We start from the raw sequence: 21,712 nt of genomic DNA on the forward strand, positions 1-21,712 counted from the left end.
AAGGAGATGGCTTGAAGTCTAGGTAGCGAGAAACACAGCGTACTTTAATCGTACGCGAGTATCACAGTCTCCGACTTCATGTCATATCCGCCGCCGAGTTCTCATCGAAGTTTGTACATCGTGATTACAAGTGGACTATTTAACCAACCTTGCAATAGCTTGCTCCGAATAACTATGAATATAGTCTGTCAGATCCTTCAGCTTCTCAAGAGACGCTTCTGGGAAAAGTCCATGCCCCAAATTGAAAATAAATCCAGGTTCTGCAATCCCTTGATCGATAATCTCAGCCGCGTACTTCTCAATAACTTTTTGCGGAGCTTGTAGAATCGTCGGGTCTAAGTTTCCTTGTACTGCAAATTGATGCTCTAATCTTCTACGTCCATCCGAAATCGGAACACGCCAATCTAGTCCTATAACATTAGCTTTCACATTTTTTAGTTCAGGCAACAACTCACCAGAAGCTACACCAGGGAAATAGATTTTTGGTTGTGAGATATGTTCAAGTTCAGCGAAAATACGTTCAATCGTCGGTAACACGAATACTCTGAAATCGGCAGGTGACAACGCACCTACCCAGCTATCAAATAGTTGGAACGCTTTACCGCCAGCTGCAATATGAGCACGTAAATACGTAATGACCATATCACCTAGTTTGTCCATCAATTGAAACCATACTTGTGGCTCGCTGTACATTAATTCTTTTGTTTTCAAGTAGTTTTTAGAAGGACGACCTTCAATGAGATAACTAGCGATTGTAAACGGAGCGCCTGCAAATGTAATTAGCGGTACCTCCAGCTCACGATCTAATATTTTTATCGTTTCAATAACATGAGATAAATCTTTGTCTACATCGATCGGCTTTAACTTTGCTACATCAGCAGCTGAACGTATCGGATTGTGGATGACCGGACCTACATTAGCAACAATATCAAAATCAATCCCAATCGATGCTACTGGATTCATAATATCAGAATATAATATAGCTGCATCTACACCTAGTTTTTTAACTGGCATCATCGTTACTTCTGCCGCTAATTCTGGTTGCTTACATATTTCTAGAAGTGAATATTTCTCTTTAATTTTCCGGTACTCTGGATCATACCTACCAGCTTGACGCATATACCATGCAGGAATGCGCTCAACCTCCTCTTTCATACATGCTCGTATGAATAGGTCATTGTAAGCCATTGCAGAACCTCTTCTCTATGTAATATTATCTATCTTTCATTATGCCCCTTTTGTTATTATCTAACAACTGATAGTGATGCACACCTATGACAATCCCATGACATTTCAATATCTTCTTTCTCCATAAATATTATTTTTCAAACATGCTATACTATAGTTATGAAACAATGGAAAAAGAATCTTGTTGTATTATGGTTTGGCCAATTTCTCGTTATGGCTGGCATGACGATGATTATGCCTTTTCTTACGTTATATTTGCAAAATGAGCTAGGTGTCACAGATCCTCATAAAATCGGAATATGGGCTGGTGTAATTTTTGCAGGAAATTTCGTAACTGCTTTTTTATTTCAGCCACTTTGGGGAAAGCTGTCCGATCGTTACGGACGTAAGTTAATGTTACTTCGCTCTGGATTCGGTATGGCAATTGTGATGGTTCTCATGGGATTCGCAACAAGCCCTTGGCATTTGTTGTTACTCCGCTTACTTAACGGCGTAATCTCCGGCTTTAATCCAGCATCTGTAGCATTAGTCTCTGCCACTACACCAAAGAATAAGCTAGGATTCGCTATGGGAATGCTGCAATCTGGAGGAATTGCAGGTACAATTCTTGGTCCACTTATTGGTGGAATTCTTGCAGACTCTATTGGCTACCGTCCAATTTTCTATGTGACTGGTATTTCAATATGTATCGCGTCATTACTTTGTTTGTTTATTGTGAAAGAATCTTTTGATCGTAAGCAAGCTGCGACTGAAGTACAGATGACAGTAATTGAAGGTCTTAAAAAGATTATATATATTCCGCAAATTGCTGCATTATTTGCGGTTACATTGCTTATTCAATTCGCTAATATGAGCCCGATGACCTTGATTCCGCTTTACATACAAGAGTTAAGTCCTAATGTTGCTAATATCGCTTTTCTTGCTGGGCTTGTTGCATCAGCGACCGGATTATCTAATATGCTCGCCTCACCTATATTAGGTAAATTAGGTGATCGTGTCGGTTCAGAAAAAATATTAGCATATAGTCTTATCGGCGCCGCCATTAGCTTTATTCCACAAGCACTTGCTGATACCGTATGGCACTTGCTTATTGCTAGATTTTTTCTCGGATTTTTCCTTGGTGGTCTAGTACCTACCGTTAATTCTTTGCTAGCAAAATTTTCACCAGCTGGAATGGCAACACGAACGTTTAGTTTTAATACTAGTATGATTAGTCTAGGAAATGTTATTGCCCCTATCGCAGGAGGTTTCTTCTCCGGTTGGATCGGAATCAAAGGATTGTTTATTACATCTGCCATTCTAATGGGACTTAATGGAGTGTGGGTATGGTTTGCACTTCTCCACAAACGGCAAATCAATCAAAGTAATCAATAAAAAGTGCTAAGTAGCATATTTGCTGCTTAGCACTTTTTGTTGTATGTAGAGGGTACTAGAAGATAAGTAGCAATTCAAAGCAAGAATAATTAACTTAATCGATTACGAACTAGTAATGCAGCTCCTGTCGCAACAGCATCCTCCATTAATATACCTTGAGTAAATTGTGTTTGATATGAAGGGAAATTGTACGTATACAGCTCAGCTGTCTGCGCTACTAATTGTGCATATTCCTTATAAGAGTTAATTAGTGAACCTCCAAGAATAACTTTATTAGGCTGAAAAATGTTTATTAAATTAGCAACGCCAATACCCAGATAAGTAGCTGACTGCTGAAATAGCTCTGTTATAAATGGGTTTTCTAAACGTAATTCTCTAATTAACAGATCAAAGTCTACATCCTTATCATTAACTGGAGACTGATTAGACAATAATGTACGTCCCAACCTAATTTTCTTTTTCACCTGTTCTACTAACACAGGTATAGAAACATAATTCTCTAGTGCACCTGGATTACAACCATTAAGTACAGGAGCATCCCCAGCTTTAATGATCATCTGACCAAATGCACCCTCTCGATCGTAGATTCCCTGTACTAAATGTCCCCCTGAGATCATAGCCGAACGTAAACCTACTCCTACATTAATATATAACAAATGATCTGCTACACTCCCCTGTGTGCGAAATGCAAGCTGTTCACCAAGTGCTGCACAATCCGTTCCGTTATCAAGTACTGCTTTTATTCCGATTTTGTCTTCTATTAAAGTTGTGATTGCAATATTGTTCCAACCTTCAGCGCTATAATACTTTGGATTAATGATCATTCCTTGATTTCGATCTAAAGGTCCAACTGCTCCAATACCTATACCAATGATCTTTTCTTTAGTAATTTGATGATCATTGCAAAAGGAACTTATCGTTTGATCTATATATTCAATAAAGGTATATGGATTCATTGTGCTATCCATTCTCCATCTTGTTAATGCCTTTGCATTCAACTTCATATCAAATAATCCAAGTACCGCATAAAATCGGGAAATTTCAATTCCAATAATATATCCATAATGAGCATTTATATTATAAAGAATAGGTTTTCTCCCACCACTTGATGGCCCATATCCAGACTGAATTAATAATTGTTCCTCAACCATTTCTTGTAGTACTCTCCCTAATGAGGAACTAGAAAGGCTTAATAGTCGTTGAAGGTCGAATTTTGAAATATCACTTCGTTCAGCGATATAGTTAAAAATTCGTATTTTTATTTCTGATAAACTTTTATTGTCCATATTTATATCAGACCTCAATTCACTATATACGGATAGGATTAATAATATATATCCTTCTATTATAACCAAAAAAAAAATAAAAGAAATCAACAAAGATAATCCCAAAATGAATTTAAGATGGTATAATGAATAAATATAAAAGACATAAAGTAAGAAAGGCAGAGGATTATGAGTAAATTCCCAACGAACTTAGAATCAAATCAGGATAAAGTTTCTAGAAACAAACAATTATTACTTATCTTTTGGACTTTTCTAAAAATTAGTCCTGTCTCATTTGGCGGGGGGTATTCGCTCATACCTAGTATTGAAAAAGAAGTAGTAGAAAAACAAAAGTGGATGTCAATGAAAGAAATCGGAGATGTCTTCGCCGTTGCTCAATCCGCACCAGGTGCTATTGCCATTAACTCTGCTATTTTTATAGGCTATCGACTTAATGGTTTTTTAGGTGCTATTGTTGCTCTGCTCGGAACGCTACTTCCTACTTTTATTATTATGCTTGTCCTCTCTATATTCTTTTTATCTATTCAGGAAGCACCAAAAATACAAGCAGCTTTTTTATCTATACGTACTACAATCGTCGCTTTAATTGTCTATGCAGCATTAAAGATGGGGAAAGAATCCATTATAGATTTTACAAGTACTATATTGGTAGCAGGGACTATCTTTACACTCTATTTTTTCAGTTCAATTGTTCATCCTATTATAATAATCATCGCATGTGGCTGTATCGGAATTATCGTTAAATTCGCTAAACATAAATGGCTATCATCTACGAACACTAACAAATTAGATACAATTCCAGAAAATCAATATTATGACTATATGATCTAGCAGAGGTGAAAACATGAGTGAATTAATTCAACTGTTTATCATATTTTTTATGATTGGTTGTGTATCTTTTGGTGGTGGCTATTCCATGATACCGTTAATGCAAACCGAAATAGTGAATCGCTATCAGTGGTTAACGATGGATCAATTTTCAGATGTTGTAGCTGTTGCTGGAATGAGCCCTGGTCCTATTGCTACTAATATGGCAATCTCAATTGGCTATATGCATTTACAGCTTCCAGGAGCTATAGTAGCTACTATCGGAATGGTATTACCATCCCTTCTATGTATTATTTTGCTGGCAGTTTTTTATAATGTAGTATCAAAAAATGAAATCTGGGCAAATGCTTTATATGGCATTCGTGCTGCAGTAACAGGCTTTATCTTCTACTCGGCCATCATTTTCACTAAAAACAATGGTGTTTTCTCTTCAGATGTTTCATATACATTGAGTCAAATATTTATCTTTATCGGATCTCTAGTTGCATTAATGTATTTCAAAAAACACCCAATATATGTTATTGTCGTTTCAGGACTCGTTGGGGTTGCATTATATAGCTAATGAATAGGTGTGAATATAATGGAGAATAAGAAAGCATGTTGCGGAGGCAATCGAAACTCAATCACAATATCAAATGACATTAATATGAACCCTAATACTAGGAATCATGTTGAAACAGTACAAAAACCAAATAGCACCTCTTCCCAAATGTTAACTCATCATGTGGAATCATTCGTTCCTCTAGAAGGCGGTACATTTTGGATGGGTTCAAATTCTGACGAAGGTTTTCCTAATGATGGAGAAGGTCCTATGCGAGAAATATTTATTGATTCCTTTGAGATTAGTAAATACACTGTGACGAACATACAATTTGCCGATTTTGTAACCCATACTGGTTATGTAACTGAAGCAGAGAAATTTAATTGGTCTTATGTTTATACTGACTTTGTATCTAAAAATAATTTAATTCATAAAATTGCATCACCACCCAAGCTCCCTTGGTGGTCTGCAATTAAAGGTGCATATTGGGCTTGTCCAGAAGGGGAAGGAAGTACATGGGTTGGTAGAGAAAATCACCCTGTTGTACATATTTCATGGAATGATGCCACTGCGTATTGCAAATGGATCGGTGGACGTTTACCAACAGAAGCAGAATGGGAATATGCTGCTAGAGGCGGATTAGAAGGAAAAAGATATCCTTGGGGAAATGAGCTGCAGCCCAATAAACAACATATGTGTAACATTTGGCAAGGTAAATTTCCAATAAAAAATCATGCAAGTGACGGGTATTTAGGGACTGCACCTGTTGAGGCATTCGAACCAAACGGCTACGGTTTATACCAAATGTCTGGTAACGTTTGGGAATGGTGTCAGGACTACTTCGATAGAAATTATCATCAATCATCTAACTCAACTAATCCGTTATGGACTAAAGATACTGGCTTACGTTCTATACGTGGAGGATCTTATATGTGTCATCGTGATTATTGTAATCGTTATAGAGTTGCTGCTAGAAGTTCCAATACACCTGATACCTCAATCGGACATTGTGGATTTCGTGTAGTTAGGGACCGTAAATAGCTTAACATAAGCTTACTACGTAGAAAGTTAATTATTGCTCGTTACAATGGAAATTAATCGTTAATTTAGTTTTTCGTATACAAAAATACTCCCTAGAGATGAATCTCTAGGGAGTATTTTTTAACCTAATATCGGACTATCTTGGAATGTCAGCTCTAATCGATCTGTACCATGTAATTCAAACACAATAATCTCATTATTGCCCTTCCGCAATAGAGGTGCTGGTATATATAACGTCTTCTGAGGTCCTTTATTCCAATACCTTCCTAAGTTAAAACCATTAATGTAAACGACGCCTTTAATCCATCCTTCACAATTAAGAAATGTATCCGCAGGCTCTTCCTCAATTGTCAATAATGCTTTGTAGAAGGTTGGATCAGATTGAGTTTTGTTACTAGTGTTAAAAGTAAGTTGCTCTATGTTATCAAGCGGTAGTGGATGTACCTTCCATCCATATAAATATTGATTACCGTGGCGAACTCCTTCTGTAATCCCTTTACGATCTGCTATATAAGGTCCATAATTAATACGCCCCATGTTCTCAACCAAAATCCTTATACGAGCACCAGATGACGGTACAGCAAAACTAACTTTTGTACTTTCATCCCATCTTTCTACAACACCCATAAATTTGTCATCGAGGTATACTAAAGCTCTATCGTGACATTCTTGAATCACAAGTTCACGTTCTTCACGAGGACCAGAAATAAACGTTTCATAGAGTATGAATCCATCATTTTGACCATAGAACTCCATTGATTCTGGACAAGTAGTTTCATGCGGAACAGATAATTTTTCTAATTGTTTAAACAATGAAACACCTTTCTCCACAGATATCATGCCATAATTTTTTTTCGGTATCGGCTTAGGTAGATTTAATTCTGGTAACTCAATATATTTGGACACGACATTTCTAACAGCAAAATATTTTTCTGTAGGTTCACCTGACTCATTCAATGGAACATCATAGTCATAACTCGTAATGGTTGGTTCATATTGATTACGTTCTAACCCATTAGCGCCACTCGTGAAACCAAAGTTTGTACCTCCATGAAACATATAAAAGTTAACAGATCCATCCGCTGACAACATTTCATCTAATGATTCGGCAACATCAGATGCCTCTCGTGTATGATGTTCTTCACCCCAGTGATCAAACCAACCGTTCCAAAATTCCATACACATAACCGGTCCGTTCGGTTGGTATTGGCGAAGCATGTCAAATGCTTCAACAGCTCTAGATCCAAAGTTAACTGTTTCTAATACATCTGGTACCATGCCACCTTGTAGCATATGATGTTCAGGTCCATCGGATGTAAATAGTAATACATCCATACCTCTCTTTATCATTGAATCTTTTAAGTATATAAGATAGTTGGTATCATTCCCGTAGCTACCGTATTCATTTTCAATTTGCATCGCAATAATTGGACCACCGTTCGTGCAAAGAAGTGGTTTCAATTTTGGTAATAATACATCATAATATGCATCCACTTTATCTAAAAATGGTTGATGCATACAACGTAATCGCATATTTCTATCAGAAAGCAGCCAAGCAGGTAGACCACCAAATTCCCATTCTGCGCAAATGTATGGACTTGGACGTACGATAACATATAAGCCTATCTCTCCTGCTAGTTTAATGAAACTTTCAATATCTGCCATACCTTCAAAGTTAAATTTACCTGGTTGTACCTCATGAAAATTCCAAGGTACATATGTCTCTACCGTATTAAAACCACATGCCTTTAACTTAGTTAAACGATCAGACCAATACTCAGGCACAACTCTAAAGTAATGAATAGCTCCGGATAGTAATCGTATAGGCTTCTCATCCATGCAAAATTGATTATTTTTCACTTGAAATATGCACATTTATCATCGCATCCAATCTAGTATAGTTTCATTTATCTTAAACATAAGCGCATTGCAAACAAATGGACAAATAAAGCTAAAATTTGACCATTTGCTTGCGGCAATGTTACAGTGATTTTAATATTAACTTTTATAATCAAGATAATTTGATTTCAATACATATATTGGGATTTATTTATAGAGATTATATAGGAGGTCGTCATCTATGGAGGCAGAATATCATTTTCCTAATTTGACAAGCACATTACAAATTACTGGTTGTCACCTTGGAAATTATCCTGCAAATTGGTCATATCCCATTCATCATCACTTCTTATTTGAATTACTCTACTGTAAGGAGGGAAGAGTATGGCAAACTGTGGGAAACTCTTCGTTTTTCCTCGATGCTGGAGACTGGCTTCTTATCAAATCAGGAGTTTCACATACAAGTGAAAATCGTTCTGATCAATCATATGTAATTTTTAATCTGCATTTTGATATTGATGATCCTCTTGTAAGATCTACATTATGTGAATTCGATTATTTGATCGTGAAGTCCGACGAACCGATACATGACTTATTATCAAAGCATTTAGTCGAACTCGAAACTGCCACATTACATATGAATAACTCAAATACAAATGAATACCAAACAGCAATTAGTCGGCTCGTTATACAGTCGCACACGCTTGGTTTAGTAGCGCTTTTTGTAAGACACTGTATAGAATCCACCATGAAAGATGCAATTGAAACTAGTAAAGTGCAGCAATCTACTGTCTTCGAAACGAAGATCGCGTATGCTATTGAGGAAAAACTACGTAACAGGCATCATCACTCGATAGAGGAAATTGCTAGTATGTTGGGAATGAGTCGTGGACAATGCACCCGCATATTTAGTCAAGTATATGGACTTTCACCTAGACAATATGTTAGTAAGCTTGTGCTAAATGAAGCAAAGCAATTACTCGTTACTACTACACTTACTATGGAAGAAATTTCTGAACGACTAGGATTTCAATCTGCTAGCCATTTTTCTAGGCAATTTCGTCGCTGGACAGGTGTCTCACCAACTACTTTTCGGCCAAAATATAGTCGTTCTAAACATGTAAATAATCAATAATGAAACAAACTTCAACCTTTATTCTGGTGAAATCTTTAATTCTATTGTTGGATTGACTGTAATCCACTTTTCTTATCTCGGGGTTAATGGAAACCTCATTCAACCCCATCTTCAAAATGTTTGTGATGATGTTTATCGCCTTTATGCTTGAGATCATCAATCGTTTTCTCTAACGTAGAAATCACTTGGTCTTTTATTTTCCTTACGGTCTCATAGAATAATATTTCTTGATCTCCTACTGGCTTAATACCGGCTAAAGCTTGAGCAGCAACAAATCTCCTGTGATAATCCTCAAACTGTTCTAGTGAACTTATGACATGTTTGGCATATAAAGCAATATCTCTATTTTGACTTGGAATTTCTGTTATTAATTTTTCAATTTGAATACTCATAATTATTCCCTCCTGGAGATAGCCTTGTGACCCGACTAGTTATCTCCTATGGTACCCCTATTTTTTATTAAGATTCATGGAATTTGTGCATGTTTAATTTCATGCTTGTTGTTGTGTTTTCTCACTATTTAATATTTAGCTCTAATCCCCATTATCCGACAATGTTGAGAAGTATCTTGTTCCTGTATTTTTGATACTTATCTTACGCAATCTTCATAAAAATCATATTATTATATGATAAATAATCACAAACACCCTATCTTTAATCCAATTTGAATTAAAGATAGGGTGCAGATGAATACGTTACTTTGCTCTTTTATTGTGTTTTGATGTATAAAAGCTTCATAAACTTCTGTTCAAAGGTGAATATCCTTCTAATCAGGGTTGTCACTAGAGACATAATATCCGTTATTTATTTTCAAAACGTACTAAGCCTTAGTTCATAAAAATATTGTACAATCGGATGCTTCAACTTCATCTTCTCACTCATGTTTAAAATTCGTTTTTTCCCAACTCGTCTGTCCACCAAAGCTAAAATATTCAATAAGATATCATTACTCTCTATGCTTTCTTCTATAGACATTGATAAAAACTTGTTCGCTACAACAACGAAATTCGATTTACTTAACGTTAACTGTGCTGATAGAAGTTCCTTTGCTACTTCGGATATTTTTCTACTTCTTGCTATTACTTTTAGACGGTCCTCAGGAACTAACCCTTTCGTATCTTTTCTAATTGTTTCAATATCCTCATCGATAATAGGAATTTCGATATCCGGATCATTTTTTATCTCCAAATCCGTCTGATACCATCTGATTAAAGTAGTTCTATCACTCATATTGAGTATATTCTTTTTATCTACTGCAATATAACAAATTCCTGCTTTATCAGGTAAATAACGATAACTAGTTGAACGGTACTCGACCCTTCCATTTAAGGCAGGACTGAGAAAACTCTCCAGTTGTTGCTTCAATTTACTCCAGGACATATAATCCTCCGATGTTCTATATTATGAATACCCATTGATGTATTTACTATATTTTCTATTGGGTCAGTTAACCTATTATCTATCATACAACAACGAACACATCGATCATACTAAATTCAAGTAACAATAGTTGGATTTCAGTAAAGTTACGTATCAAAAAAATAAGTAATAAAGGTTAATGGGAAAATTTGTCGAATGATAAATTAAATAATTAGTACTAATCACCATAATAGGAAGGAGTTAAAAAGTGCAGCAAAATTATAAACCTACAACAAAAGTCGATATGAAGACTAAGTCAAAAGATAGACTAGGGCAAGCGGTAGTATCTTTGATATTCGCTATATTTGGATTTCTATTTTTCATAGTATCAATATTTATTATGTTCTTTAATTCACATACCAGCGATACTAGCACAGTATTTACAGTAATTAGTCTTTTTCTTGCTTTCATTCTAAATTTCATTGGACTCATCTTAGGTAGTAGAGCAATACGCTCTTCTAGAGGAAGAGGTATAGCAATAGCGGGAACGATCCTGACATCAATTTTCCTTTTCATCACGATAATATTTATTGGTGGTGCGGGACTTATTTATTATTACATTTTGTGGTAAGTTGGGCTCTCAGAGAAACGCCGTCCTGTTTTGAGTCATTAAACGATCTATGATGCTAAGTAAAAGTTATATTATTTCATATAATCATTATTAAGTGCTTTGTAACCTAAAAGAGCTGTAGTCTGAAAAGTACAGACCGCAGCTCTTTTAGGTTACCTTATATTTATCATAAGCTGTCTACATTCACCCAAGCTTCTGTTAGAATCGATTGTTCTACCGCTTCAAGCACTTGCTGGCATTTTACCCCGTCATAAAAATCAGGATATGTTCTAGCACTGTCTTCGCTCATGCTCTGCATGATTTCATAAATTAAATGAATAAAAGCATGCTCGTATCCTATCGTATGTCCCGGCGGCCACCAATTACCTGCATATTTATGACTACTTTCAGTTGCCATAATGGTTCGGAAACCTTGCAGATGTGGTTCATCTTCTCGAAGATAAACTTCTAATTCATTTAACCGTTCCAAATTAAAACGAATGGCTCCTTTACTTCCATAAATCTCAAAAGTATTTCCGTTTTTCCAACCCGTTGCGAATCTGCTTGCTTCGAACATCCCCATAGCGCCATTTTTAAACTGTGCTAGAAATGAAGTCGTATCATCTACGGTCACATCCCCGAGTTTCTCTGAAGCAACAGCGGTTAAACCTGTCATCGAAGTAGGAATTGCTCGTTGATTAACAAATGTCTTTTGCTGACCAACTACCTTCTCAAAATCTCCGATTAAATACCTTGCAAGATCAACACAATGTGCATTGAGATCACCATGAGCACCCGAACCCGCATACTCCTTCTGTAGTCGCCAAGCTAGCGGAAAACTTGGGTCAACTAGCCAGTCTTGTAAATAGGATGCGCGATAATGATGAATATCACCAATTCTGCCTTCATCTATCAATTGCTTTGCCAATTGCACGGCAGGAATATAGCGATAATTAAAGCATACAGCATGAATGACACCTTGTTCCTCGGCAACCTTTAGCATTTCTCTTGCATCTTCTAATGTTAAAGCAAGTGGTTTTTCACAAAAAACATGCTTCCCCGCTTTAGCAGCGGCTATAATAATATCCTTATGTGCATTACTTGGCGTATTAACATCAATAAAATCAATGTCATCTCTTACGATAAGCGAACGCCAATCTGTTTCATATTCACTCCAACCAAATCTTTCTGCTGCTTCTTTCACACTCTCTTCATCTCGTCCGCAGATTGCTTTCATCTCAACAAAATGGTCCAAGTCGAAGAACATACCAATATCTTTATACGCATGGCTATGAGCTTTGCCCATAAATTTGTAGCCAACCATGCCAATTCTTAAAGGTCGTTTTACGCCCACCAAATCTCACCCGCTTTTTCGCCAATGATAATTTCGTTCAGAAATTGAGCTGCCTTTGAGAAACCATCCTCCACAGACATCAAACTATCTTCATGTTCGATGCTTATTACTCCATCATATCCTACCTTGCGCAGCGTACTAACAATATTTTTCCAGACTTTCATATCAACACCGTAGCCAATCGTTCGAAAAATCCACGAACGATCTAACTCATTCGAATAAGGCTTGACATCTAATACACCATTTAATGCAGTATTTCTAGCATCTATGCTCGTATCCTTCGCATGCATATGATAGATTGAACTACCAAGCACCTTGATGCACTCAACAGGGTCCATCCCCTGCCAGAACAAGTGAGACGGGTCAAAGTTTACCCCGATATTATCACCCGCTTCACGCCGCAAACGTAATGCAGTTTCCGTATTATATACGACAAAGCCAGGATGGGCTTCAATAGCAACCCGAACACCATATTGACGACAATACGCAGATTGTTCGCGCCAGTATGGAATGACTTTATTTGACCATTGCCATTCTAGTACTTGAAGAAAATCTGGTGGCCATGGACACGTCACCCATGAAGGATATAAAGAATGATCAGATTCTCCAGGACAACCTGAGAAGGTAATTACCGTGTCGACATTAAGTAGAGCAGCTAGCTTTACCGTATCTTGAAAATCTTTATGATCAGACTCAGCCTGTTCCTTATTCGGGTGTAGAGGGTTACCGTGACAGCTAAGTGCGGATATAGTAAGACCACGTTCACTAATTAACCGTTGAATTCGTTCAATCGCTTCTTTGTCTTGAAGAAGTTCTGAAGGAGCTATGTGGGCTTTCCCCACATAGCCTCCTGTTCCAATTTCTACAGCCTGTAATCCAGCAGCTTTCGCAGCATCTAGTGCCACTTCCAATTGACGTTCACTAAACAGTACGGTGAATACTCCTAATTTCATGGCTACCGTCCCTCTCGAAAATTAGTAATTTGCGTCTGCTTTGAAATATTTATCTACATTTTCTGATGTAACTGGTGTTGCTTCAAGAATAATATGATGAGGAACCGTTTTCTCCCAGAAACCATCTAAACCTTCATTTTCTAATATTTTGATAGCCATATTTACTGCCGTACCGCCCATTGTTGGAGAATATGTCAAAGATACAATAACTTCTGGCAAGCTCTTTTCTTTAATCATCTGATATATTTCTTTCATACCCCCTGAACTCACTATGAACATATCCTTCTCACGTTTTGAATCACGAATCGCTTGCACAATACCTATTGTCATATCGTCATCTTGAGAATAAACAGCATCAATTTCTTTATTGGCTTGTAAAATATTCTCCATCGCCTTCAACGCTTTCTCTCTCGTGAAGTCACCAGGCTGTGTAGCTACGATCTCCACGCCAGGATAATCTTTAATATAATCACGGAAGCCTTGTGATCTCAGATCGGTAACTGTCGATGGAACACCGGAGATTTCAACAACTTTACCTTCTGCTTTACCATTTTTCTTAGTAAGCTCATCCACCAAATATTTAGCGTCCCCGTAACCTATACCGTAGTTATCTCCACCTACATACGTACGATAGCTTTCAGTATTAACCTCACGATCGACTACAATCAATGGGATATTCGCTTTCGCTACTTTTTCAGCTGCTGGCGTCAAAGCTGCCGACTCCATTGGTAGCATAACTATTGCATCAACTTTTTTCGTAATCAAATCTTCGATATCAGATGTTTGTTTCGCTGGGTCTTTTGCCGTATACAGCAAATATTTCACGTTGCTATGTTTTTCTGCTTCTGCTTTCGTATTAGCAATAAGAGCTCCCATCCAGCCATGGTCAGCTGCAGGTAGAGAAATTCCAATCGTATATTCTCCTTTAGATGCTTGTTGGTCCTCATTTGATGTGTTTTCAGCATTTTGCGAAACCGCTGGACTATTTGTATTCGTACAAGCCGACAAGATTGCAGTAAGAGCAACAAGTAATATTAATGGCAACAATTTAATTTTTTTCAACATCATATAACCCTCCAAATAATTTGAATTTGAATAAGCACAATAACTTTTCCAAACATTAATTACGTTTCTGAAGCAACACAGCAGCAACGATAATTATGCCTTTTACCACCCCCTGCAAATATGATGAAATATTGAGCAAATTCATAATATTGCTTAATACTCCAAGAATTAAGACACCGAACAAAGTACCAAGTATTCTTCCTCTGCCTCCTGACAAACTCGCACCTCCGATAATAACCGCGGCGATTGCATCCAATTCATACATATGTCCTGAGGTCGAAGTTGAAATCGAGTTTAATCTTGAGGTTTCAATAATAGAGCCTACAGCCGCTGTAAAACCGCAAATCATGTAAGAAATAATCGTGACGCGAAACACTGAGATGGCAGACAAACGAGCTGCTTGCATATTGCCCCCTACTGCATATACATGTCTTCCATATACCGTCTTTTCAAGCACGATATACGATAATAAAACCATAAATACAAAAATGAAAACTGGAATTGGTACACCAAACGCATATGCATTACCAATTTTGGCATAGGTCGAGTTCATGCCTGATATTGCTCCTGCATCTGCATAAAATAAAGCTATCGACCTTGCTATCGTCATCATGGCAAGTGTTGCAATAAAAGCCGTTATTTTTCCGTATGTCACCATTAACCCGTTAATTAAGCCAACTAATAATCCACAAATTAAACCTAAAATGATCGAAACAGGAATAGATGCCGAATAGGTCACCTGTGATGCCATAACAACCGTACCAGAGAGTGCTAAAACTGATCCTACTGAAAGATCAATCCCACCCAATATAATTACAAACGTCATACCTAAAGATAGAATACCTACAATTGAAACCTGTCTTAAAACATTCGTAATATTGGTAATATTGAGGAAGTGCTCACTCAAGATTGATGCAAAGATGATTAAGATGATAAGTGCGAAGAGTACGCTGTACTGTTCCCACAAATATTTAAGAATCCTTCTTTGTTTTGTTTGTGGTTTATTTACTTCGATAGCTGTGTTGGACATTATAATAAACTCCTTTCTTTATACGCCTGCTGCGAGCGCCATCACATTTTGTTCATTTGCGATAGAATGATCTAATTCTCCTTTGATTTGCCCATGGTGCATAACAAGAATGCGGTTACATATTCCTAATAACTCTGGAAGTTCAGATGAAACGATAATGACTGCTTTGCCTTCAGCAGCTAGCTGTGAGATCAACTCATAAATCTCACCTTTAGCACCAACATCTATCCCTCTCGTCGGCTCATCTAGAATAAATAATTCACTATCAGCAGCGATCCATTTCGCTAATACCACTTTCTGCTGATTTCCACCACTTAAATTTTTCACAGGACTTGTTATTTTGTTAACCTTCACATTCAGTTGTGCAATTTTCTTCTGGACAAGCTTGCCTTCTGACCGCTTACGAATAAAGTTCCATTTGCTAACTTTGCGCGTACATGTTACCGATATATTCTCGCTCACACTCATATCAAGAAACAGTCCAGTATGTTTCCGATCTTCGGTTGCAAATCCTATTCCTGCCAGCACGGCATCTACGGGGCTACGGAACTCCGTTTGCTTGCCTTTCCAAAATATAGTTCCTTTATCCGCGCGCCAATCACCAAATATCGTTCTAACAAGTTCTGTTCTTCCAGCTCCGATAAGTCCTGCAAAACCAATGATTTCACCACGCTTGACCGAGAAACTCACATTCTCAAAATTCGGTTTTCGTGTCAGACCCTCTACCCGTAAAATTTCTTCGCCAATGGAATGACGGATGACTGGATACAATTCATTCAGTTCTCTTCCAACCATAAGACTAGCAATCTCTTTCTCCGTCAGTCCATCCATCGGAAGAGTCTGCACAAACTGTCCATCCCTAAGTACCGTTAATCGATCGCAGAAATGTTTCAGCTCATTTAATCGATGGGAAATGTATATAATAGAGACTCCTTGGGTTTTAAATTGTTGAATCAGATCAAATAATTTCTGAACTTCTCTTTCCTCCAATACTGCAGTAGGCTCATCCATAATTAGAATTTCTGCATTCATCGATATAGCCTTAGCTATCTCAACAATTTGCTGTTCGCCAATACTAAGACTAGCTATCATCGCGTCTGGATCCAATTTCAGATCAAATCGTTCTAGAAGCTTCTCTGTTTCCTTCTTCATCTGTTGGATATTGGAGAACACTCCAAGCTTCTTAGGCTCGCGACCAAGAAAAATATTTTCAGTTACAGTCATATGGGGAATGAGATTCAATTCTTGATGAATAATCGAAATCCCATAATTTTGAGAAACAGTTGGTGAAGATAATGCAACCTGCTTACCATTCAACCTTATCTCACCTTCATCTGGTTGATATATACCGGCTAATATTTTCATTAACGTTGATTTGCCTGCCCCATTTTCACCCACTAATGCATGAACTTCACCTTTTAGGAGGTTCATATTCACATTATTAAGCGCTTTCACGCTTTGGAAACTTTTATTGATTGCTATCATTTCCAGTACCATGCTTCCCCCACTCCTTATCTACTGGTCTATATATTTATTGTAAATATATCTTCTTAATGGAACAATTAACTATATTGGGGCAAAACTACATATTCTTGCGAAAGAGATATCTTCCCTTAGAGCACAAAAAAAGCAGCTGTTCCATAGAACAACTGCCTCCTCTATAACTAATTAGCCGTTACGACTTTATCTATATAATATAACTAGAAGAAGAATCCCCTTCAGAATCCCTTGAAGGTAGGGTGACACATTTTGCAAATTCATATAGTTACTAATCATTGTTAACATAAGAACTCCACAAACTGTACCGAGTATGGAACCTTTACCTCCTTTGAGATTGGATCCTCCGATAACAATTGCTGAGATTACATCCAGCTCATATAGGATGCCGGAGCTGCTAGTAGAAATTGAATTGAGCCGCGATGTCTCTAGCACTGCTCCCATCCCAGCGGCAGTTCCACTTATCGCAAACGCAGTAATAACGATCCAACGAGTGGGAGCACCACTTAAAGAAGCAGCCATCGGATTTTGACCTAATGCATATATGTATCGACCTAGTAATGTTTTAGTCAGAACAATGTGAGCAGAGACTGCTACTACTATAAGTGGAAATACTAGATATGGGATTCCCCAAATTGAGCCATGTCCAAGTTCTGTATATCGAATATAAGTCCCGTTCACAGCACCACCCGACCCATACCACATTGCGATTGAACGAAACAGAAACATCGTACCTAGCGTCGTAATGAATGATGGCACACGTCCATAGGCGATAATGAAACCATTGAGAAAACCTACTAAACAACCAACTATAATACCGAGAGCCATCGATAAGATTATGTCTGTCCCAAACATGCTCTGAGAACCCATTATTACTGTTCCTGATATAACTAGAACAGATCCAACAGAAAGATCAAACATACCTAGCAAAACGACGAAATGTACGCCAAGTGCAATGATGCCAATAGTTGATGCTTGTCTGATTATATTTACAATATTTTCCCAAGTAAAGAAGTATTCATTAGTTACTGAGGCAAGAACAAAGATAATAAGCATTGAAACGAACGACTTGTAGTTTCCAAGCCACTTCATTTCACGGAATTGCTCCAATTGGGTGAATGCTCTCCTCCGCTTCTTGATAAGCATACCCTTCCCCCCTAGCTTTGTAATCCAGAAGCAGCGCTTAATATTTTCTCCTCTGTCGCAAATTCATGAAAGATCTGTTCGACGATCCGCCCCTCATGCATGACTAGTATTCGAGTACACAAACCGATTAATTCTGATATATCTGACGAGATTACAATCATACCTTTGCCCTCCTGAACGAGTTCATGAATGACAACATAAAGCTCGCTTTTTGCTCCAACATCAATCCCACGCGTCGGATCATTCAAAATATATAGATCACTATCTGCAACAAGCCATCTACCGAACATAACTTTCTGTTGGTTTCCTCCACTTAAAAATTTTATTTCTTGATCGGGATCTATCATTTTAATATCCAATTGTAAGACGGCATCCAGTGCTTTGCTCTGCTCTTTCTGTTCATTAATAAAGTGCCATTTATTTAACATTGGCAAACCTGAAATCGTTAGATTTCGATAAACGGGCATATCCGAGAACATGCCTGCCTTCACTCGATCTCTATCCACCAAGCCAAACTTATGCTGAATTGCCTGTCTCGGATTTCTAACTTCTACTTTTTCATTCCGCCAGTAAACATGGCCTGCATCCGTTCGTACACGTCCAAATAAAGCATTGGCAAGCTCTGATCCTCCAGAATCCGCAAGACCTGCAAATCCTAATATTTCACCTTCATGTAGCGTAAAGTCTATGTTCATAAACTGATTTTTCTTACTAAGCCCTACTACTTTCATTAATTCGGCACCTATATCGAGTGGCACTGGAGGGAAATGATGTGTCAACTCTTTTCCTACCATATAAGTAATGATTTCTTGTTCATCAAACCCCTTCGCATCACGAGTAATGACATGCTGACCGTCACGCAAAATCGTAACTCGGTCACAAATGTCTTTCACTTCCTTTAACCGATGTGTGATGTAGATGATACCTACACCTTCAGACTTAAAAGTCTCTATCATCCGAAATAAACGAACACATTCTTGTTCAGTCAAACTAGCCGTTGGTTCATCCATAATTATGAGTTTGCATTGTTGGGAAATTGCTTTTGCAATGGCAACCGTTTGCTGACCACTGATCGATAAATCTCGGACAAGCGTGTTGGGATGAAAAGAATAACCCAGTTGCTTCAATATAGATTTCGTTTTGAGCTTCATCTTGCTATAATGGGTAAACAAACCAAAACGCTTCGGTTCGCGCCCTAGAAATATATTTTCAGCTATCGTCATATCCGGAACTAACGCTGTTTCTTGATATATGGTAGTGATTCCAAGGCGTTGTGCCTCTAATGTTGAAGGTAATAGAACACGATTTCCTTCAACATAGATTTCTCCATGATCTGGTTCTTCGACTCCAGAGATTAATTTCACTAATGTTGATTTACCTGCACCATTCTGCCCAAGAATGGCATGTACTTCGCCCTGCCTTAGGTCGAAATTCACATGATCCAACACCGTCACACCAAAATAAGATTTGGTCAAATTATTCAATTGCAATAACAATGTCTTCACCACCTCAGTGCATTTCTCATTTCGCTTTTTCTACAAACACAAGTCCTTGCTTACTGATTTCATACACAAAGTCTAGAGGAACGGATAGACAAAATAAATTAACTATCTTGTGATAAAAATACAGTATCTTGCTAGTCAGTTTTTTTCGACTTGATTTCATGGTAGTTTTTAGAAATAATAATAACATAAAACTACTGTAAGCGCTTTACATTTTGAAGTCTCTTAGATGCGGAAGGTGATTTCTATAAATATGTCCAACCCGGTCATTTTATTGGAGACGCCAAGTCTCATCTCAGTTTCATATTTACAAGATATATTAAATATTGAGGGTAACTCCAGAGAAAATGTATTCACGGAGCTACAGCTAATTCAAGGTGGACGAGGGGAGATTCACTTCGACAATCAAGTAATATCTGTCAGAGAAGGTGATCTGATGGTCTGTAAACCCGGAATCAAGCTACGCACGCGTTCATCTGATGATTATCCTCTTAAAGGGATTAGTATCATAATCGGTAATCTCAAGCTTCATAACATGCCTCCTGAAATCTTATTAGATGAGGAGAAAAACCCGATTCTTCATCTCAACAAAAATTATGATGTCCTCTCACGCTATTTCACCAACGTGCTACTAGAAAATTCAGATGCTAAGCTTGGCAGTTTAGACTTAATTTCCTTCATGCTCCAAAGCATAATCATACATATTATTCGTATCGCCAATCAACCGAAAGAAACAGCAAGCATATCTACAATTTCACGAAATACAAGAGATTATATTAGAGAGAATTACGCACAGGATCTATCGCTTAATGCGCTAGCTTCATTTGTTTTTGTAAGCCCTTACCATCTCGCACATATATTTAAGGAAGAGATTGGTATGTCTCCCATTCAATTCATGATTAAATGTCGGATAGATGAGGCGAAACGCATGTTGGCCGAAACCGATCTATCGGTTAGAGAAATCGCTCAACTTGTCGGCTATCCAAATGCTAATTATTTTAATATGTTATTCAAGAAAATTGCAGGGGAATCGCCAGGTAAGTTTCGAAAGCACTCATAATGTCATTAGCGTAGAAAAAACCATCTGCTACTCAGTAGTCAAATGGTTTTTTCTACGCTAGTGATTCAACTTCAAGTAAAGCTTACTTCACTCTTGCTATTGCTAATCCGTCATATCCAGGTAGAATTGTGCTCTCTAGTCGAGGATCGCTCACAATTTGTTTGTTAAATGCTCGAACAGCTTGTACCGCTGGACCTTGCTTTGCTTCGTTCACTGTACGACCACGTAATAATATATTGTCCGCTATAATTAATGCACCAGCATCTGCCATCTTAATTGCATACTCCAAATAGATCGGATAACCTTCTTTATCTGCATCAATAAAGAACAACTGATATTTCTGTCCTGATTGATATAACTCTTCTAAGCTTGCTTTAGCATCACCAACTTTGTAGCTAATACAATGACCGAATCCCGCTTCTGTTACATGCTTTTGCGCAACTTCTGCATAATGAGGCAGTAACTCAAGACAAGTAAGATGTCCTCCCTCTTTCAAGCCACGTGCAAGACAAACGCCACTATAGCCACCTAATGCTCCGATTTCTAGTGCATTTGAAACACCATTCATCGATACAAGCATCGTTAGTAACTTCCCATATCCATCAGCTACGGCAATATCAGGCATACCTTGTGCTGCCGTTCCTGCACGAATTATTTCTAACACTTCATCACGCTCAAATAGACCATCTATATACTGTTCTTCTATATTCACCTTGATATTTCCCTTCGTTGTTAAATAATTATGCAAAATGCTATATTTTTGCCTACACTTTATTGTATGATTTTATAGGCATTGTGACAAGAAGCGCTATTATTACATAGTACTTTGTAATTACGCCAATATGAGATACAATAACTCTATATGATTGTAGAGGTTGTTTAAAAAGCGAACTTTTTGAACATG

19 protein-coding genes are annotated in these 21,712 nt (G+C 37.6%); 6 read left to right on the top strand and 13 right to left on the bottom strand.

All coding sequences use genetic code 11. The features are described 5' to 3' along the window. Positions 1 to 135 precede the first annotated feature (135 nt). Positions 136 to 1,188, bottom strand: coding sequence for a uroporphyrinogen decarboxylase (gene hemE, locus NAG76_21775; protein URN94416.1), 1,053 nt, complete (start codon positions 1,186 to 1,188; stop codon positions 136 to 138). Positions 1,189 to 1,347: 159 nt separating this feature from the next. Here hemE and NAG76_21780 point away from each other — a divergent pair, with 159 nt between their 5' ends. Beyond that, positions 1,348 to 2,562: an MFS transporter gene (locus tag NAG76_21780; protein URN94417.1), complete on the top strand. Its 1,215-nt coding sequence runs from the start codon at positions 1,348 to 1,350 to the stop codon at positions 2,560 to 2,562. An 89-nt stretch (positions 2,563 to 2,651) separates the two neighbouring features. Here the strand turns inward: NAG76_21780 and NAG76_21785 are convergent, their stop codons facing one another. Next, on the bottom strand, positions 2,652 to 3,848 hold the full coding sequence (locus NAG76_21785) for an ROK family protein (protein URN94418.1): 1,197 nt from the start codon (positions 3,846 to 3,848) through the stop codon (positions 2,652 to 2,654). Between the two features lie 168 nt (positions 3,849 to 4,016). Between NAG76_21785 and NAG76_21790 the strand changes: the two genes are divergently transcribed. Genes NAG76_21790 through NAG76_21800 form a run of 3 tightly spaced genes read left to right on the top strand, consistent with a single transcriptional unit; the run spans position 4,017 to position 6,258 of the window. After that, positions 4,017 to 4,679, top strand: a complete 663-nt coding sequence (locus NAG76_21790) for a chromate transporter (protein URN94419.1) — start codon at positions 4,017 to 4,019, stop codon at positions 4,677 to 4,679. A 13-nt stretch (positions 4,680 to 4,692) separates the two neighbouring features. Continuing rightward, entirely contained in the window at positions 4,693 to 5,238 is a 546-nt protein-coding gene (locus tag NAG76_21795) for a chromate transporter (GenBank protein ID URN94420.1), read from the top strand. A gap of 18 nt (positions 5,239 to 5,256) precedes the next feature. Beyond that, positions 5,257 to 6,258: a formylglycine-generating enzyme family protein gene (locus NAG76_21800; GenBank protein ID URN94421.1), complete on the top strand. Its 1,002-nt coding sequence runs from the start codon at positions 5,257 to 5,259 to the stop codon at positions 6,256 to 6,258. Positions 6,259 to 6,378: 120 nt separating this feature from the next. On the opposite strand, the gene NAG76_21805 is transcribed toward NAG76_21800, so the two are convergent. Then, the gene (locus NAG76_21805; GenBank protein ID URN94422.1) at positions 6,379 to 8,133 is read right to left on the bottom strand and encodes a beta-galactosidase; all 1,755 of its coding nucleotides are present in this window, start codon (positions 8,131 to 8,133) and stop codon (positions 6,379 to 6,381) included. Between the two features lie 205 nt (positions 8,134 to 8,338). Between NAG76_21805 and NAG76_21810 the strand changes: the two genes are divergently transcribed. Continuing rightward, positions 8,339 to 9,232: an AraC family transcriptional regulator gene (locus tag NAG76_21810; protein ID URN94423.1), complete on the top strand. Its 894-nt coding sequence runs from the start codon at positions 8,339 to 8,341 to the stop codon at positions 9,230 to 9,232. Between the two features lie 95 nt (positions 9,233 to 9,327). On the opposite strand, the gene NAG76_21815 is transcribed toward NAG76_21810, so the two are convergent. From NAG76_21815 to NAG76_21855, 9 genes are all read right to left on the bottom strand, one after another. Further along, positions 9,328 to 9,624 carry a hypothetical protein gene (locus NAG76_21815; GenBank protein URN94424.1) on the bottom strand — a complete coding sequence of 99 codons (297 nt, stop codon included), beginning with the start codon at positions 9,622 to 9,624 and terminating at the stop codon, positions 9,328 to 9,330. A gap of 418 nt (positions 9,625 to 10,042) precedes the next feature. Continuing rightward, on the bottom strand, positions 10,043 to 10,612 hold the full coding sequence (locus tag NAG76_21820; GenBank protein ID URN94425.1) for a hypothetical protein: 570 nt from the start codon (positions 10,610 to 10,612) through the stop codon (positions 10,043 to 10,045). A gap of 776 nt (positions 10,613 to 11,388) precedes the next feature. Further along, positions 11,389 to 12,525: a Gfo/Idh/MocA family oxidoreductase gene (locus NAG76_21825; protein ID URN96905.1), complete on the bottom strand. Its 1,137-nt coding sequence runs from the start codon at positions 12,523 to 12,525 to the stop codon at positions 11,389 to 11,391. A 20-nt stretch (positions 12,526 to 12,545) separates the two neighbouring features. Next, a complete protein-coding gene (locus NAG76_21830) occupies positions 12,546 to 13,508 on the bottom strand; it encodes a sugar phosphate isomerase/epimerase (GenBank protein URN94426.1) in 963 nt (320 codons plus the stop codon). 21 nt (positions 13,509 to 13,529) lie between these two features. Then, positions 13,530 to 14,573 (bottom strand): substrate-binding domain-containing protein, encoded by a 1,044-nt coding sequence (locus NAG76_21835; protein URN94427.1) that lies wholly within the window; start codon positions 14,571 to 14,573, stop codon positions 13,530 to 13,532. Between the two features lie 55 nt (positions 14,574 to 14,628). After that, positions 14,629 to 15,603: a ribose ABC transporter permease gene (locus NAG76_21840; GenBank protein ID URN94428.1), complete on the bottom strand. Its 975-nt coding sequence runs from the start codon at positions 15,601 to 15,603 to the stop codon at positions 14,629 to 14,631. Between the two features lie 18 nt (positions 15,604 to 15,621). After that, positions 15,622 to 17,100, bottom strand: coding sequence for a sugar ABC transporter ATP-binding protein (locus NAG76_21845; protein URN94429.1), 1,479 nt, complete (start codon positions 17,098 to 17,100; stop codon positions 15,622 to 15,624). Positions 17,101 to 17,286: 186 nt separating this feature from the next. Then, positions 17,287 to 18,246, bottom strand: coding sequence for an ABC transporter permease (locus NAG76_21850; GenBank protein URN94430.1), 960 nt, complete (start codon positions 18,244 to 18,246; stop codon positions 17,287 to 17,289). Positions 18,247 to 18,257: 11 nt separating this feature from the next. Beyond that, positions 18,258 to 19,742, bottom strand: coding sequence for a sugar ABC transporter ATP-binding protein (locus NAG76_21855; protein ID URN94431.1), 1,485 nt, complete (start codon positions 19,740 to 19,742; stop codon positions 18,258 to 18,260). A gap of 259 nt (positions 19,743 to 20,001) precedes the next feature. On the opposite strand from NAG76_21855, the gene NAG76_21860 reads away from it, so the two are divergent. Next, positions 20,002 to 20,808: an AraC family transcriptional regulator gene (locus NAG76_21860; GenBank protein URN94432.1), complete on the top strand. Its 807-nt coding sequence runs from the start codon at positions 20,002 to 20,004 to the stop codon at positions 20,806 to 20,808. Between the two features lie 82 nt (positions 20,809 to 20,890). Here NAG76_21860 and NAG76_21865 read toward each other — a convergent pair whose 3' ends face one another. Continuing rightward, positions 20,891 to 21,520, bottom strand: a complete 630-nt coding sequence (locus tag NAG76_21865; GenBank protein URN94433.1) for an O-methyltransferase — start codon at positions 21,518 to 21,520, stop codon at positions 20,891 to 20,893. Between the last annotated feature and the right edge of the window lie 192 nt (positions 21,521 to 21,712).

The organism is Candidatus Pristimantibacillus lignocellulolyticus (genome assembly GCA_023639215.1).
GTDB lineage: Bacteria > Bacillota > Bacilli > Paenibacillales > Paenibacillaceae > Pristimantibacillus > Pristimantibacillus lignocellulolyticus.